This window comes from Cellulophaga sp. F20128 (genome assembly GCF_023015805.1).
Taxonomy (GTDB): domain Bacteria; phylum Bacteroidota; class Bacteroidia; order Flavobacteriales; family Flavobacteriaceae; genus Cellulophaga.
In genome coordinates this window covers 1-15,831 of the sequence record NZ_JALKBA010000023.1, presented here as the reverse complement: position 1 = coordinate 15,831, position 15,831 = coordinate 1, and the positions used below count along the sequence as shown (strand labels likewise).

The window sequence follows — 15,831 nt, the reverse complement described above, 5'->3', positions numbered from 1 at the left end:
AGCATTTAATGAAAAAAAAACTACGTCTTTTTTCTTGCCTTGTCTTTTTAGGCTCACTATTAAACGCCCAGTTTAATGAAAGGCCCATTATGAATTTAGAAAATGAAGACCTACACCTCTTAAATTGGGGGTACTTTTTAGGGTTTAATCAGTACGACTTTAAATTTGAATACAAGGATGATTTAGGGGATCTGCTTGTAGATAAATCGCTTGGCTTCAATGTGGGATTAATAGGAGAATTACGATTAAATAAGTTTTTAGATTTACGCTTTGAGCCGGGCTTACATTACACGAGTAGAACCGTGGGCTTTAGAGGATTCGACAATGAAAACGACGCCATCAGGGAGGTGAAATCTACCTACATTAATTTTCCATTGTTATTAAAAGTAAGCACCAAGAGAATAGGCAACTGGAAGCCTTTTATCGTAGGCGGCGCCTCTACTTCCTTAAACCTGGGCAGTAATGAAGATAGTGTAGAAGACAATAGTGGTGCTACTTTTAGAATGAAGAAGCAGACGTATTATTATGAAATGGGTTTTGGAATTGATTTTTACTTAGAATACTTTAAGTTTTCACCCTCTATTAGAGGTGTTTTTGCGATAAATAATGAGTTGGTACCCGACAATGATCCAAATAGTCCTTGGACAGGTAATATTAACACGATGAAAACAAGGGGGATATTTATCAATTTTACTTTTGAGTAGACACTTTTAGACCTCGTCTAATTTCATTCAATAAAATAGCTGTGGCTGTTGCTACGTTTAAACTCTCGGCAGTTTGTTTTCCAAACTGAGGAATGCTTACTTTTTTAGTGACTAAATTTTCAACTTCACGAGACACTCCATTAGCCTCGTTTCCTAAAACTAAAACACCTTTTTCAGTAGATAAATCTTGTTGATAAATACTTACACCATCCATAAAAGCACCATAAATTGGCATGGCTGCTGCTTTTATAAATTTAGGCAAATTGGTATAGATAATATTCACCCTAGCAATAGAACCCATGGTTGCTTGTATGGTTTTAGGGTTATAGCAATCTACAGTTTGTTCAGAACACACTAGATTTGGTATCCCAAACCAATCGCACATGCGAATGATAGTTCCTAAATTTCCGGGATCGCGAACATCATCCAAGGCAACTACCCAATCATTATTCATGGTATCCAGCGTTGTCTTAGGCTGATAAAAAACTGCCAAAATATTATTTGGTGTTTTTAAGGCACTCATTTTCTTTAAATCAGTTTCAGATATTAATTCCCCCGAAAAATTGACCCCAGACAGGAGTTTATCATCCGTTACATATATTCCATAAACCTTTACATTAGCATTTACCAGCTCTTGAACCACCTTAAAACCTTCTACAACGAACAGTTTATGCTCAGTTCGGTACTTTTTTTGCTGTAAACTTTTTATAAATTTTATTTGGCTTTTACCAACCATACAAATAATGTATTTTTGAACTCTATGAATATGTGCTTCCTAAACACGAAAAACATTGCAAAAATAAGCTTAATATTGCTAGTTATAGCAATTACATCTTGTAATGCCCTAAAAAGAGTGGACAATGATGAGCTCTTGCTCACCAAAAACGTAGTAACTACAGACGGCAAAAAAGTTAAAAATGAAGATGTTTACAGTCTTATTTCTCAAAAACCAAACAGCACCCTCTTAGGATACCCATTGCGCTTAAACTTGTATAATTTAGCCAAAGAAAATCCAGATTCATCCTACCAAGCTTGGCTGCATAAAAAACCTAAAAGAATAGCGAAGCTAACGAAGCTACTATCTAAAAAACAAGTAGATCAATTAGGAGAATCCTTTATGGTAAAAGGAGCTAGCACCTGGCTTAAAAACATTGGAGAGTCGCCAGCGATTATAGACACATCACTAGCGAGAAAATCTACCAATTTACTGAAAGCCTATTACAATAGCCAAGGGTATTTTAATTCCAAATCACAATATACCATAGATTCTACCAACAGCAAACAACGGGCTCAAATAAAATACAATATAGAACTAGGTGAACCTTATATGATAGACAGTTTATCCACAAACATCAGTTCTAAAACATTAGACTCTATTTACGAATTAAACAAACACAAATCTTTACTAAATACCAACGATCAATACAATTGGTCTAATTTCAGCAATGAAAGACAACGATTAATTGCATTATTCCGTAATACTGGAATTTATAATTTTCAAGAAAGCTCCATTAATTTTGACATTGATAGTATTTCTAATCCTTCATCAAAGGATATGAGAATTAAGCTACAAATAAAAAACCTTAAAAAAAGAGGTGAAAATATAATTACAGAATACAAGGTTTACAAGTTTGATACCATTCGCATTTATACCGACTATTTTTTTGGCGACAATCCTTCCGAAATGAATAGTATGGAATACGAGAATTACATCATATACTATAAAGACAAGTTAAAATACAAGCCCAGAGCCCTCACAAACGCAATTTTCTTAAAAAAAGACAGTATCTACCGAGAGATAAACAAGTCTAGGACCTATAGGCAAATAAGCAATTTAAATACATTTAAATATCCTAACATCACCTTTGATAGTATTGGCCATACCCTACATACAAAAATTTATTTATCTCCATTAAAAAAATACCAGCTCAGAATAGATCCAGAATTAACACATTCTAATATTCAGAGGATAGGCACTGCCTTTAGCACATCCTTAACTACTAAAAATGTTTTTGGCGGCGCAGAAACCCTTAGTTTATCTGCAAGAGGCTCCTTAGGTTTATTAAGTGACGCCTCAATTTCTAATGAAAATTTTGTTTCAGAAGTTGGTGCCGACATCAATTTAACGGTCCCTAGAATTTGGATGCCTTTTAATACTAAAAAAATTATTCCGCCCTACATGCTCCCTCAAACACGGATGATAATAGGGACGAATTTTCAAAAAAACATTGGACTCGACAAACAAAATTTTAATACAATACTGGGATACAATTGGTCTGCAACCCAATCCAAAAAAAATGCTTTAGAGCTTATTAACATTCAATTTATTAGAAATATAAACCCAGGTAGGTTCTTTAATGTTTACCAAAGCACTTATAAAAGACTAGACGATATTGCAGATAATTATCAAGATGACCCCACCTTAAGTGAATACTTTAACGCACCAGATGATACTACAGACCCCAAATTAATAATACCGACAGGTACAAGCGGTTTTATAGAACAAATATTAAATCAAGGATTGGCACCAAGTACATCTGATGATTATATAGAAGTGAGAAGCATTGACGAGCGCCAAAAAAGATTGACAGAAAACAACTTAATATTTGCCACTAACTATTCTTATACGAAGGATAGCAGAACCGGACTAAATGACAATAGCTTTCATCAGTTTAAAATAAAGTTAGAAAGTGCCGGCAACCTACTATCTGCTTTCTCTAATGTTATTACCTTCAATGAAAATGAAGACGGAAATCTTTTGGTTTTTGGCGTTCCCTTTTCTCAATATATAAAAACAGATTTTGATTATATAAAACATTGGAGTTTTCCATCACAGAATGTCGTCGCATTTAGAGGCTTTTTCGGGATTGCAGTCCCCTATGGAAATTCAAACAGCATCCCTTTTACCAAAAGTTACTTTGCCGGAGGCTCTAATGACAATAGAGCATGGAATGCTTATGATTTAGGTCCTGGCAGCACAAAATCCTTAAATGATTTTAATGAGGCGAATCTAAAAATAGCCGTAAACCTTGAATTTAGATTTCCAATCGCTGGTAGTATAAAAGGAGCCTTTTTTGCAGATGCAGGAAATATCTGGAATGTCTACGACAATGAAGAAAACGAAGATGCCATTTTCACTGGCTTAAGCTCTCTTAAGGATATTGCACTAGGTACTGGTTTTGGAATTCGGTATGATTTTGACTACTTTGTATTGCGTTTAGATACAGGTTTTAAAACATACAACCCAGAGCTAGAAGTTTCTAAAAGATGGTTTAGAGATTACAACTTTAATAATGCTACAATTAACATTGGCGTAAATTATCCTTTTTAGACCTAATAATTTTATTACTTTTGTCTCGTTAATCTAAATTTTATACCAACATAATAATATGAGTCACAATATTAAACCAGGAGTTGCAACAGGCGACCAAGTACAGGAAATTTTCAACTATGCCAAAGAGAAAGGTTTTGCCTTACCTGCTGTAAATGTAATTGGTTCAGATACCATTAATGGTGTTTTAGAAACAGCAGCAAGTTTAAATGCGCCTGTAATTATTCAATTTTCAAATGGTGGCGCTCAATTTAATGCAGGTAAAGGATTATCTAATGAGGGGCAAAAAGCCGCAATCGCTGGTGCAATCGCTGGCGCAAAACACGTTCACGAATTAGCAGAAGCCTATGGTGCTACTGTAATACTACATACAGACCATTGTGCTAAAAAATTATTGCCATGGATCGATGGTTTGTTAGATGCAAGTGAAAAGCATTTTGCAGCTACTGGGAAATCTTTATTTAGTTCACACATGATAGATCTTTCTGAAGAGCCTATTGAAGAAAATATTGAAATCTGTAAGACCTATTTAAGCAGAATGAGCAAAATGGGGATGACCCTAGAAATTGAACTTGGTATCACAGGTGGTGAGGAAGATGGCGTTGATAATACGGATGTAGACGATTCTAAGTTATACACCCAACCAGAAGAAGTTGCTTATGCCTATGAAGAACTTTCTAAAGTTAGCCCTAAGTTTACCATCGCTGCAGCCTTTGGTAATGTACATGGTGTATACAAACCTGGAAATGTAAAACTAACTCCAAAGATTTTATTAAATTCACAAGAATATATTTCTAAAAAATACAATGTAGAGCACAATCATATCGATTTTGTATTCCATGGTGGATCAGGATCTACAGTTGAAGAAATTCGTGAAGGAATTAGTTACGGTGTTATTAAAATGAATATCGATACGGATTTACAGTATGCATTTTTAGCAGGGGTACGTGATTATGTTCAGGATAACAAAGCATACTTACAATCTCAAATAGGGAACCCAGATGGTGGAGACGTACCCAACAAAAAGTTTTATGATCCTAGAGTTTGGCTTCGTGAAGGAGAAAAAACGTTTATAGATCGTTTAAAGAAAGCTTTTGAGGATTTAAATAATGTGAATACATTATAACCTTGAAGTCTCCAATTAACTTAATATCATTTTATGTCAGCTTGGTTTAAAAGAACAGAAAAAGGAATACAAACAGCTACAGAAGAGAAAAAAGACACGCCCAAAGGGCTGTGGTATAAGTCTCCAACAGGTAAAATTGTTGAATCTGAAGTTTTGGCCAAAAATTTCTATGTTAGTCCAGAAGATGACTACCACGTAAGAATTGGAAGCAAAGAATATTTTGAGATACTTTTTGATGGCAATAAATTTAAAGAATTGGATATTAAATTATCATCCAAGGATCCTTTAAAATTTGAAGACACCAAAAAATACGTTGATCGCTTAAAAGCCGCTGAGAAAAAAACAGGATTACATGACGCAGTAAGGACTGCCATTGGAAAATCATATGGTAATGATGTTGTAATTGCATGTATGGATTTTTCTTTCATTGGTGGTTCTATGGGGAGTGTTGTAGGTGAGAAAATTGCCAGAGCCATAGATTATGCCATAAAAAAGAAGGTTCCTTTTGTAATGATTTCTAAATCGGGTGGTGCCCGCATGATGGAAGCTGCCTTGTCTTTAATGCAATTGGCCAAAACATCTGTAAAACTAGCACAATTGGCTGAGGCCGGTTTGCCGTATATTTCATTATGTACAGACCCAACAACTGGTGGTACCACGGCATCCTATGCCATGCTAGGTGATATCAATATTGCAGAACCAGGAGCTTTAATCGGTTTTGCAGGTCCTAGGATTGTAAAAGACACCACAGGGAAAGATTTACCAGAAGGTTTTCAATCATCAGAATTTTTAAAAGAACACGGATTTTTAGACTTTATTACGCATCGAAGAGATTTAAAAAAGAAAATTAATCTATATATCGACTTAATTCAGAACAAAGCTGTTAGGTCGGAATAAAAATAATCGTATATTTGCGCCCTGATTGAAAATCAATCACGTACATAAAAATCATTAAACTAATATTGGAATGTATTTAACAAAGGAAGTAAAAGCCGAAATCTTTAAGAAACACGGCAAAAATGAAAAAGATTCTGGAACTGCAGAAGGGCAAATTGCTTTATTCACACACAGAATTAACCACCTAACTGGTCACTTAAAAAATAATCACAAAGATTATAACACAGAGCGATCTCTAGTTAAATTGGTAGGTAAAAGAAGAAGTCTTTTAGATTATTTAATTAAAAAAGACATTGTACGTTACCGTGCTATTATTAAAGAATTAGGTATTAGAAAATAATACAATCGGGGGAAAGCTTGCTTTCCCCTTTTTTATACGAGTTGGCTTACGCAAGTATCCAACAAAAATGCAAAGACCTTAGATCAGAATAAGGCAAACTAAAAGCTTACTTATAGTTTTTCATTGGTCAACACAACAACACAACAGCTCGTCTCACAAAGACGTAAGACCATTGTTTAACAAGTCTGGTTAAATATAATTCAGGCTTAAAATCAAATTTATGATTCCAAAAGTATTTAAAGAGGTCATAGACCTTGGGGACGGTAGAGAAATCTCTATTGAAACTGGAAAATTGGCAAAACAGGCACATGGCTCTGTTGTTGTTAAATCTGGAAAATGTATGTTATTATGTACAGTAGTTTCCAATTACAAACAAAGTGATGTAGATTTTTTACCATTAACGGTAGATTACCGTGAAAAATTTGCAGCAGCTGGGCGTTATCCAGGTGGTTTCTTCAAAAGAGAAGCAAGACCTAGTGACGGAGAAGTTTTAACCATGCGTTTAGTAGACCGTGTGTTACGTCCTTTATTCCCAAAAGATTACCATGCAGAAACACAGGTGATGATTCAATTAATGTCTCATGATGATGATGTTATGCCTGAAGCTATGGCTGGTTTAGCCGCTTCTGCTGCTATTCAATTATCAGATTTCCCTTTTGAATGTGCTATCTCTGAAGCTAGAGTTGGTCGTGTTAATGGTGAATTTGTAATTAACCCAACAAGAGCACAATTAGAAGAATCTGATTTAGAGATGATGATTGGCGCTTCTGCCGATTCTGTTATGATGGTTGAGGGTGAGATGGATGAAATTTCTGAAGAGGAAATGGCCGATGCTATCAAATTTGCACACGAAGCTATTAAAGTTCAAATTGCTGCGCAATTGCGTTTGGCAGAGGCTTTTGGCAAAAAAGAAGTTCGTGAATACGCAACTGCAGAGGTAAACGAAGATTTACAAAAAAGAGTACATGATTTAGCTTACGATAAGTGTTACGCAATTGCAAAGAAGGGAACTTCTAAAGCAGAACGTACTGCTGCATTTGCTGAAGTAAAAGAAGAAGTAAAAGCCTCTTTTACAGAAGAAGAGATGGAAGAATTTGGTCATCTTGTTGGCGGATACTACAGTAAAGCTGAAAAAGAAGCCGTTCGTGAATTAACTTTAAGTGAAGGTTTACGTTTAGACGGTCGTAAGACGGATGAAATTAGACCAATTTGGTGTGAGATTGATTATTTACCATCTACACATGGTTCTGCTATTTTTACACGTGGAGAAACTCAAGCTTTGGCTACAGTTACTTTAGGTACATCTAGAGATGCTAACAAAATAGACATGCCGTCTCACGAAGGTGAAGAAAATTTCTATTTACACTATAACTTCCCTCCTTTTTGTACAGGTGAAGCTAGACCATTAAGAGGAACTTCAAGAAGAGAAGTTGGTCATGGTAACTTAGCACAACGTGGTTTAAAAGGAATGATTCCTGACAATTGTCCGTATACAGTACGTGTAGTATCTGAAGTATTAGAATCTAACGGTTCTTCTTCTATGGCTACTGTTTGTGCAGGTACAATGGCATTAATGGATGCTGGTGTTAAAATGAAACGTCCAGTTTCTGGTATTGCAATGGGATTAATTTCTGATGGTGATCGTTATGCTGTATTGTCTGATATTTTAGGTGATGAAGATCACTTAGGAGATATGGATTTTAAAGTAACCGGTACTTCTGAAGGAATTACAGCTTGCCAAATGGATATTAAAATCAAAGGATTATCTTACGAGATTTTAGTAAATGCCTTGAAACAAGCTCGTGATGGTCGTTTGCATATTTTAGGTAAAATAACGGATACTATTGCTGCACCAGCTGAAGATGTTAAATCGCATGCTCCAAAAATGGTAACCAGACGTATTCCTAACGAATTCATTGGTGCTTTAATTGGTCCTGGTGGAAAAGTAATACAAGAAATGCAAAAAGAAACTGGAACTACTATCGTTATTAACGAAGATCCAGTTACTGAAGAAGGTATTGTTGAAATTCTTGGTACTGCACAAGATGGTATTGATGCTGTTTTAGCAAAAATAGATGCTATACTGTTTAAACCAGAAAAAGGAAGCGTATACGAAGTTAAGGTAATTAAAATGTTAGATTTTGGCGCTGTCGTAGAATATATGGATGCTCCAGGAAATGAAGTTTTATTACACGTGTCTGAGTTGGCTTGGGAACGTACAGAAAATGTTACCGATGTTGTAAATATGGGTGATGTTTTTGATGTAAAATACTTTGGTCAAGATCCAAGAACACGTAAAGAAAAAGTTTCTAGAAAAGCTTTATTACCAAAACCAGAAGGTTATGTAGAAAGAGCTCCAAGAGAAAACAATGATCGTGGTGGACGCGACAATAGAGGTAGAGATAATCGTGGACGTGACAATCGTCGTGATGATCGCAAACCTAGAGAAGATAAAAAAGAAGATTAATTCTTAATTTCTTTTCAAGATTAAAAAAGCCCAACAATTCAATTTGTTGGGCTTTTTTGTTCAAAACAGTGCTTTTTTATTTAAAAACCGCACTTCCCCCGACAATATGTCACCTAAACATACACTTTTATACCTCGTCAATTTAAAATATACTAAGTTATACGCGCCTTCATTATCAACATCACAATCTAAGCGCATACCACTAACAATTTAATGATTCCCCGAAATTAGATCTGAAAATCAGGACTTTCGCATAGTCCTTGTGCCCTTTACTGTATATAAAACAATATATACACAACATGAAAGTATTAGTAATTGGTGCAGGTAATATGGGATTAACATACGCAGAAGGTATGGCCAAATCTCCGCTTCTAAGCAAACACAAACTTAGGATCTACGACACCGATCCCAAAAAAATTGAAACCCTTAGAAAAAATGATGTATTTAAAGTTTTTGACAACCTAGAAGATTGTTTGCCAGAATCTGACGTCGTATTTATTGCCGTTAAACCTTTTCATAGTGACGATTTGTTTACACAAATGAAACCTATGCTCAATACCCAGCAGGTATTTGTATCCTTAATGGCTGGCGTAACCATACAATCTATTCAAGAAAGATTACATACTAAAAAAGTAATACGTTCCATGCCTAATTTACCGGCACAGGTTGGCAAAGGAGTAACATCATACACAGAATCAAAAGAAGTATCAACCATAGAACTTATAATGGTTCGCAATTTATTAGATACAACAGGGACATCAATCCATGTTAGTACTGAAAATTTCATTGATGCTTCAACAGGTATCTCGGGCAGTGGCCCTGCCTACGTATTTTATTTTATGCAGTCCATGTTAGAAGCAGCCTTACAAATGGGTTTTTCAGATTACGACTCTAAAGTACTGGTAAGTAACACCTTTGAAGGTGCTATAGAATTATTTAATCAGAACGATATCTCTCCGGAGAAATGGATAGACCGCGTAGCATCTAAAGGTGGTACTACCCAAGCGGCAATAGACTCTATGGAAGACAACAATGTAAAACAGCTCATCCAAGACGCGGCCTACGCAGCGTTTAATAGAGCGATAGAAATGGGCAAAGAAAAATAATAAAAATGGATATTAAAAGAGTAGTTGTAAAAGTGGGTACCAATGTACTTACAAACAAAGACAATAGAATTCTAGGCCCAGTGTTAAAAGAATTGGTACGTCAAATTTCAGTATTGTATGAAAGAGATATCATGGTTGTTTTAGTGTCCTCCGGATCTGCAATTGCAGGAAAGGAAATATTAGGAGAAACCAACATCAAAGATACATCTACCAGAAGACAAGTATACTCGTCTGTTGGTCAACCTAGGCTAATGCGCCATTACTATAGTTTATTTAGTGATTATGGTATGCGATGTGCTCAAGTATTGGCAACAAAAAGAGACTTTGACTTAGGAGTACATAGAGACACTATGATTAATTGCTATGAAGGTCTATTATCTGAAGGCATTATACCTATTGCCAATGAAGATGATGCTGTTTCTGTAACTATGTCCATGTTCTCAGACAATGATGAACTTGCCAGTTTGGTGGCAGAATTAATAAATGCAGATCGGCTTATTATTTTATCTGATACCGACGGACTCTATACAGGGGATCCTGATGATAAAAATTCCAAGCAAATTAGCCAAGTGACAGGAGATCAAAATGTGGAACAATACATACAAGTTAACACTAAAAAAGAAGGAGAAGGCCGAGGGGGGATGGCTTCTAAACTTAAAATAGCAAAAAGCACTGCTAAAAAGGAAATTCCTACCCATATAGCCAATGGTAAGAAACAAAATGTAATTGTAGATATCATTGACAACAAAAAAATAGGAACAAAATTTATTCATTAAAATTAAAAAAACATGAAATTATTAACTTCCAAATTAAAAAATAAAGTACTCGACTCAATGCTGAAAATTATTGAGGAACACAGAGTCGAAATTTTAGAAGAAAATAAAAAAGATATTGCAGCTTTTACCAAAGATGATCAGGCCTTATTAGATCGCCTTATTGTAAATAACAATAAGATAGACGGTATGCTACAAGCCATTACTGAGGTAAAAGATCAAGAAGACCCCGTAGGAAGGGAAATATCTAATATTACCCTAGAAAGCGGGTTGGTAGTTACCAATAAAACAGCTCCCTTTGGCACCATACTTATCATCTATGAGTCCAGACCCGATGTCACCATTGAAGCTGCAGTTTTGGCCTTTAAAGCAAATAATAAAATTTTACTAAAAGGGGGAAAAGAGGCGTTACACACAAATATTATCTTAGAAAAATGTTGGCACCAGGCCTTGGAAGAGAACAATGTTGCTAAAGATTGGATTAAGCTATTGCATTTACAACGGGAAGAAACACAAGAGTTCTTAAAACATCCACCTGAAAAATTAGATTTAATAGTACCTAGAGGGGGGGAGCGATTAATACAGTTTGTAAAAGAAAATGCCAGTTGCGCTGTTCTAGTAAGCGGTCGTGGCAACAATTTCTTATATGTTGCAGAAGATGCCGATTGGGAAAAAGCTATAGCGATAATTATCAATGCAAAAACTGATAAAATATCTGGCTGTAATGCGCTCGACAAAGTTTTAGTAAATAAGCACATACCTGATTACGAGGCTAAAATAAAAGAATTACAACTTGTTTTACAACAATTAAAGGTTACTGTAATTACAGACGAGCCTATTTCTAAATTCCTTCTAAACACAGAAACCATAACAGACAACAACATTTGGAAGGAAGAATTTTTAGCATTAAAAATACTTATTGGCGAAGTGGATGATCTAGATAGTGCAATACAAAAAATAAACACCCATTCTGGAGGACATTCTGCTGTTATTGTAACACAAGACCCCACAAAAGCAACAACTTTTATGGAACAAATAGACAGCGCTGCCGTATACCATAACGCCTCTACAAGGTTTACAGATGGCGGACAGATGGGAGTTGGTGCAGAGCTAGCTATTAGTACAGATAAGCTTCACCACCGAGGCCCCCTAGGTTTAAAGCAATTGGTAACCAATAAATATTATGTTTATGGCGACGGTCATATCAGAAAATAAAAAACTTAGGTATAGTACCGTACCTATGGCTACTCCTTCCTAGTATAGGGTGATAAAAAATAAATTTGTGACCTAATAAAGGTAAAATGTAAAATTAAATGCACTACAATGTAACATTTATCGTTTTTCTACGTATAAGTATATGCACCCCTTAGGTTGCAGACAATTTAGAACGAAAATCAAATGAGACAGCTTAAAATTACAAAACAGGTTACCAATAGGGAAACCGCGTCATTAGATAAATATTTACAAGAAATTGGCAAGGTTGATTTAATTACTGCTGATGAAGAGGTAGAATTGGCACAACGCATTAAAGCTGGTGACCAATTGGCCTTGGAAAAACTAACCAAAGCAAATCTTAGGTTTGTGGTGTCTGTAGCAAAGCAATACCAAAACCAAGGGCTTACTTTACCAGATTTAATTAATGAGGGTAATTTAGGATTAATCAAAGCAGCACAACGTTTTGATGAAACCCGTGGATTTAAATTTATTTCTTATGCGGTATGGTGGATTCGTCAATCTATCTTACAAGCTTTGGCGGAACAATCGCGTATTGTACGTTTGCCTTTAAATAAGATTGGATCTATCAATAAAATAAACAAGACTTTTGCTTTTCTAGAACAAGCACATGAGCGTAAGCCTTCTGCTGAAGAAATAGCCAAAGAATTAGACATGACTATTGAAGACGTTAAGCAGTCTCTAAAAAATTCAGGTCGCCATGTCTCTATGGATGCTCCTTTAATTGATGGAGAAGATTCTAACCTATACGATGTATTGCGTAGTGGTGAATCTCCAAATCCTGACAGAGAGTTATTGATAGAATCATTGCGTACAGAAATTGAAAGAGCCCTAGAAACCTTAACACCAAGGGAAGCAGACGTAATACGCCTTTATTTTGGATTGGCAGAACAACATTCTATGACCTTAGAAGAAATAGGAGAAACTTTTGATTTAACTAGAGAGAGAGTACGGCAAATAAAAGAAAAAGCAATTCGAAGATTAAAGCATACTTCAAGAAGTAAAATTTTAAAAACATATCTTGGCTAAACCGCATAGGTTTAGAAGCACAAACACAATTAATATGCTCTCATAAGCAAGAGTAGTTGTCTTTTTGGCATAAAAATTGTAATTTGTGAACTGTAACAACAGTTTATCATGACTGTTCGTTTTTTGATTGATGAATGAACTCCGGCTGATTACCGGAGTTTTTCATTTTATATACTTAATCAATACTAAAAGTTGTTTCAGAGACAACTGGTAAACCTTCAGACGTTATACCTTCTAAAGAAACCGTATACCTGCCAGAAACTGATTTTGCTGGAAATTCAAAGGTATGTTTGCCTGTTTTATCTACTGTAATATTTGGCTCCCAAAATAAAGTAGTCGTATATTTTGGTCTTCCATCCATAGTGGAATCATTCGTAAATCCTGGCTCATAAAACTTTCGCGATTGATAAAATCCAGGGTGAACAAATCCGTTTTGGCCAACCCTACTATTATTTTGTTTTACTTGCTCTTCTCCGGTCAAGGTATACACCGCAATAACACCATTACCCCCTTCAGATCCGAAAATAGCGGCCCGAGATCCTTTTAAAACATCTATAAAATCTACTTCCCAAATAGGAATATTTTCTATGGCTTCTTGATTTACAGGTACACCATCCAAAAGAAAAAGAGGTGTAGAATCGCCTGTTATAGAATTACGACCACGTATGGTAATAAATCCACCAAAAATCTCAATTCCAGGAACTCTACTTCGCAAAGCATCTAGAATATCTTTATAAGGCACATCACTAATCGTTGAAAAATCTAAGGTATTTGAAGCCTGTGAATATATAGATCCTTCTTTTCTCTTATAAGACAATTCTATTCCTCTTGTTTTACGTTTTGTTTCTACCAATACTTCATCCAGTTCAATCATGCTCATTATTTCATTTTCAAACATAGCATCTATTCGAGATCTTTCGTCCGATTCGTGTACGTAATCACCAACCTCAATTGCATTTATACCTGCATAAAATCCGTTATTTTCCAAAACGGGAGCCGAAACAAAAGAATCCAATTGAATTTTAAAATCTTTCATCACACGTTTATAATCATTTGCCTTTAAGATTACTGTTTCTTTATCCGCAATATCCAAACCCGTAAACTGAAATTCTCCGTTATCCTCAGATAAAACACTACCCGTGCCAATGAGGTCATTTGTTTTATAACTTAAAGAAACGGTTGCTACAGCGGTCTTTTTTGGTTTGTGGTAATCTCTAACTGATCCTTTTACGGTGATACCGTTTTCATTGATATACTGAAGCCTATCTTCTTTTAACTCGGGGAAATCAGTAAAAATAAACTTTCTCCAACCTTGCGTCATCAGTAACAAATCTAGATGTTGTGCCCTATCTGGGTCTTCAGAATAAAAATAATATCCCGGGTTTTCTATCGTTCCTTTTATTTCAGAATTTAATAACAAATAGGTACGAATATCAGACTTTTCGTCTCTTGGCTGTTGTACAGAAATATCGGTAACTGAGACGGATAGATTGGCTGCAATAGGAGTATTGACCGCCTTAGTTGCAATTTCTAATGCCACCATTTCACCCTTTTCATATAGTTTTTCAGATGATGCTACTGTAATCTCATCCGTATTTACAGCACTATTATTAAAAACCAAGCGTTCCGCAACAGGTACTGCCGCTTCGTTATACAAGGTAAATTGAACAATCCCAAAGTGTAACACATCCTTGGAAAGACTAAGAACTGCCTTTTTTTTATTTCCAGATATTTTTGCACTGTACACAATGTCATTTCGTTGTGCACCAATCAGCACATAGTCTCCAAAACCTTCCGGATTAGAAGTTACTAAATTCAATTGATATTTATCGTCTAAGTCTTGTATTTGAATAATTGATGTATTCCTAACAGCCTCGGGTAATTTATAGGAATAACTTTTACCGTTAAAAACAACATCGGCGGTATAAACTTGCCCCTCTTTAGGTACAAAACCAAAGCTACCCATACCAAATTTAGAGGCTTTAAATGCCACTATTTGTTCTCCTAGGTCATTTAATATATTCCCAGATACATCTACACCCTTTCCAGTACTGCTTAAGGCTTTAAACCCAATCCGATTGTAAGTATCGGATAACATATGACCACTCTCTGGAAAAAATTGAACATCTAATGCCAATACGCTCTTGTCAGTAGCTTCTAATTCCTTGGCTTTCTTTTTTGAAACATTCTCCTGCTCCTTCAACCGTTCCTGTACTAAAGGCAATGCTTTCACAAAAACTTTCTTTCTAAAGAAGAAAGAATTATCAAAATTCCTCATATAATTGGTATAGGCTCTAACCGTATATGTTCCACTTGCAAAGGTTAGGGGCAGCGCAAAATCCCCAACACCAAAACCATTTTCTACTTTAATTATTTTAGAATCGAGGATACTATTGTCCACACCAATAAGATCCACATAAAGTACTTTAAGCGATTCTTCTGTTTTATGGGTTGCCGCATTAATAAGATATGCCTTAAACCATATAGCATCGCCTGCATTATAATAGGATTTATCTAAGTGTAGGTATACTTTCTCCTTGTAAAAAGGTTTGTTTTCTTTAGAAGTTATAGGTTCTGATGAATTTTGAGCTACTAAGCTTGTTGAATAGTTGCTTACGAGAAGAAGCATAAAAAAGAAAACAAGGTGTTTCATATTTCTGATTTTAAAATATTTAAACATAAATATATCAAAAATCACACCAAATCATCATCTTAAAGGTTTAAAAAACTATAGGGCATAAAAAAAGCCCTTATCGTTAGATAAGGGCTTTAAAAAAAGGCAGCGGCCTACTCTCCCACAAAAATGCAGTACCATCGGCGCAGAT

The 15,831-nt window shown here is 35.4% G+C and carries 12 protein-coding genes; 10 read left to right on the top strand and 2 right to left on the bottom strand.

Features of this window, described 5'->3' with window-relative positions:
- The first annotated feature begins 8 nt into the window (after positions 1 to 8).
- A complete protein-coding gene (locus MWU65_RS15915) occupies positions 9 to 704 on the top strand; it encodes a porin family protein (RefSeq protein ID WP_247079550.1) in 696 nt (231 codons plus the stop codon).
- Here the strand turns inward: MWU65_RS15915 and MWU65_RS15910 are convergent.
- Positions 691 to 1,440: an RNA methyltransferase gene (locus tag MWU65_RS15910; protein ID WP_247079549.1), complete on the bottom strand. Its 750-nt coding sequence runs from the start codon at positions 1,438 to 1,440 to the stop codon at positions 691 to 693. The genes MWU65_RS15915 and MWU65_RS15910 overlap by 14 nt on opposite strands.
- Before the next feature lie 75 nt (positions 1,441 to 1,515).
- Between MWU65_RS15910 and MWU65_RS15905 the strand changes: the two genes are divergently transcribed.
- From MWU65_RS15905 to MWU65_RS15865, 9 genes are all read left to right on the top strand, one after another.
- On the top strand, positions 1,516 to 4,035 hold the full coding sequence (locus MWU65_RS15905; RefSeq protein WP_348646043.1) for a BamA/TamA family outer membrane protein: 2,520 nt from the start codon (positions 1,516 to 1,518) through the stop codon (positions 4,033 to 4,035).
- A gap of 58 nt (positions 4,036 to 4,093) precedes the next feature.
- Positions 4,094 to 5,161, top strand: a complete 1,068-nt coding sequence (gene fbaA / locus MWU65_RS15900; RefSeq protein ID WP_247079547.1) for a class II fructose-bisphosphate aldolase — start codon at positions 4,094 to 4,096, stop codon at positions 5,159 to 5,161.
- Positions 5,162 to 5,194: 33 nt separating this feature from the next.
- On the top strand, positions 5,195 to 6,058 hold the full coding sequence (gene accD, locus MWU65_RS15895) for an acetyl-CoA carboxylase, carboxyltransferase subunit beta (RefSeq protein WP_247079545.1): 864 nt from the start codon (positions 5,195 to 5,197) through the stop codon (positions 6,056 to 6,058).
- 70 nt (positions 6,059 to 6,128) lie between these two features.
- Positions 6,129 to 6,398, top strand: a complete 270-nt coding sequence (gene rpsO / locus MWU65_RS15890; RefSeq protein WP_247079543.1) for a 30S ribosomal protein S15 — start codon at positions 6,129 to 6,131, stop codon at positions 6,396 to 6,398.
- A 220-nt stretch (positions 6,399 to 6,618) separates the two neighbouring features.
- Positions 6,619 to 8,865, top strand: coding sequence for a polyribonucleotide nucleotidyltransferase (locus tag MWU65_RS15885; protein ID WP_247079541.1), 2,247 nt, complete (start codon positions 6,619 to 6,621; stop codon positions 8,863 to 8,865).
- A 299-nt stretch (positions 8,866 to 9,164) separates the two neighbouring features.
- Positions 9,165 to 9,971, top strand: a complete 807-nt coding sequence (gene proC / locus MWU65_RS15880; RefSeq protein ID WP_247079539.1) for a pyrroline-5-carboxylate reductase — start codon at positions 9,165 to 9,167, stop codon at positions 9,969 to 9,971.
- Between the two features lie 5 nt (positions 9,972 to 9,976).
- Positions 9,977 to 10,747 (top strand): glutamate 5-kinase, encoded by a 771-nt coding sequence (proB, locus tag MWU65_RS15875; protein WP_247079537.1) that lies wholly within the window; start codon positions 9,977 to 9,979, stop codon positions 10,745 to 10,747.
- Positions 10,748 to 10,759: 12 nt separating this feature from the next.
- Positions 10,760 to 11,959 (top strand): glutamate-5-semialdehyde dehydrogenase, encoded by a 1,200-nt coding sequence (locus MWU65_RS15870; protein ID WP_247079535.1) that lies wholly within the window; start codon positions 10,760 to 10,762, stop codon positions 11,957 to 11,959.
- A gap of 183 nt (positions 11,960 to 12,142) precedes the next feature.
- A complete protein-coding gene (locus MWU65_RS15865; protein ID WP_247079533.1) occupies positions 12,143 to 13,006 on the top strand; it encodes a sigma-70 family RNA polymerase sigma factor in 864 nt (287 codons plus the stop codon).
- Positions 13,007 to 13,181: 175 nt separating this feature from the next.
- Here the strand turns inward: MWU65_RS15865 and MWU65_RS15860 are convergent, their stop codons facing one another.
- Positions 13,182 to 15,659 (bottom strand): TonB-dependent receptor plug domain-containing protein, encoded by a 2,478-nt coding sequence (locus MWU65_RS15860; RefSeq protein ID WP_247079531.1) that lies wholly within the window; start codon positions 15,657 to 15,659, stop codon positions 13,182 to 13,184.
- Between the last annotated feature and the right edge of the window lie 172 nt (positions 15,660 to 15,831).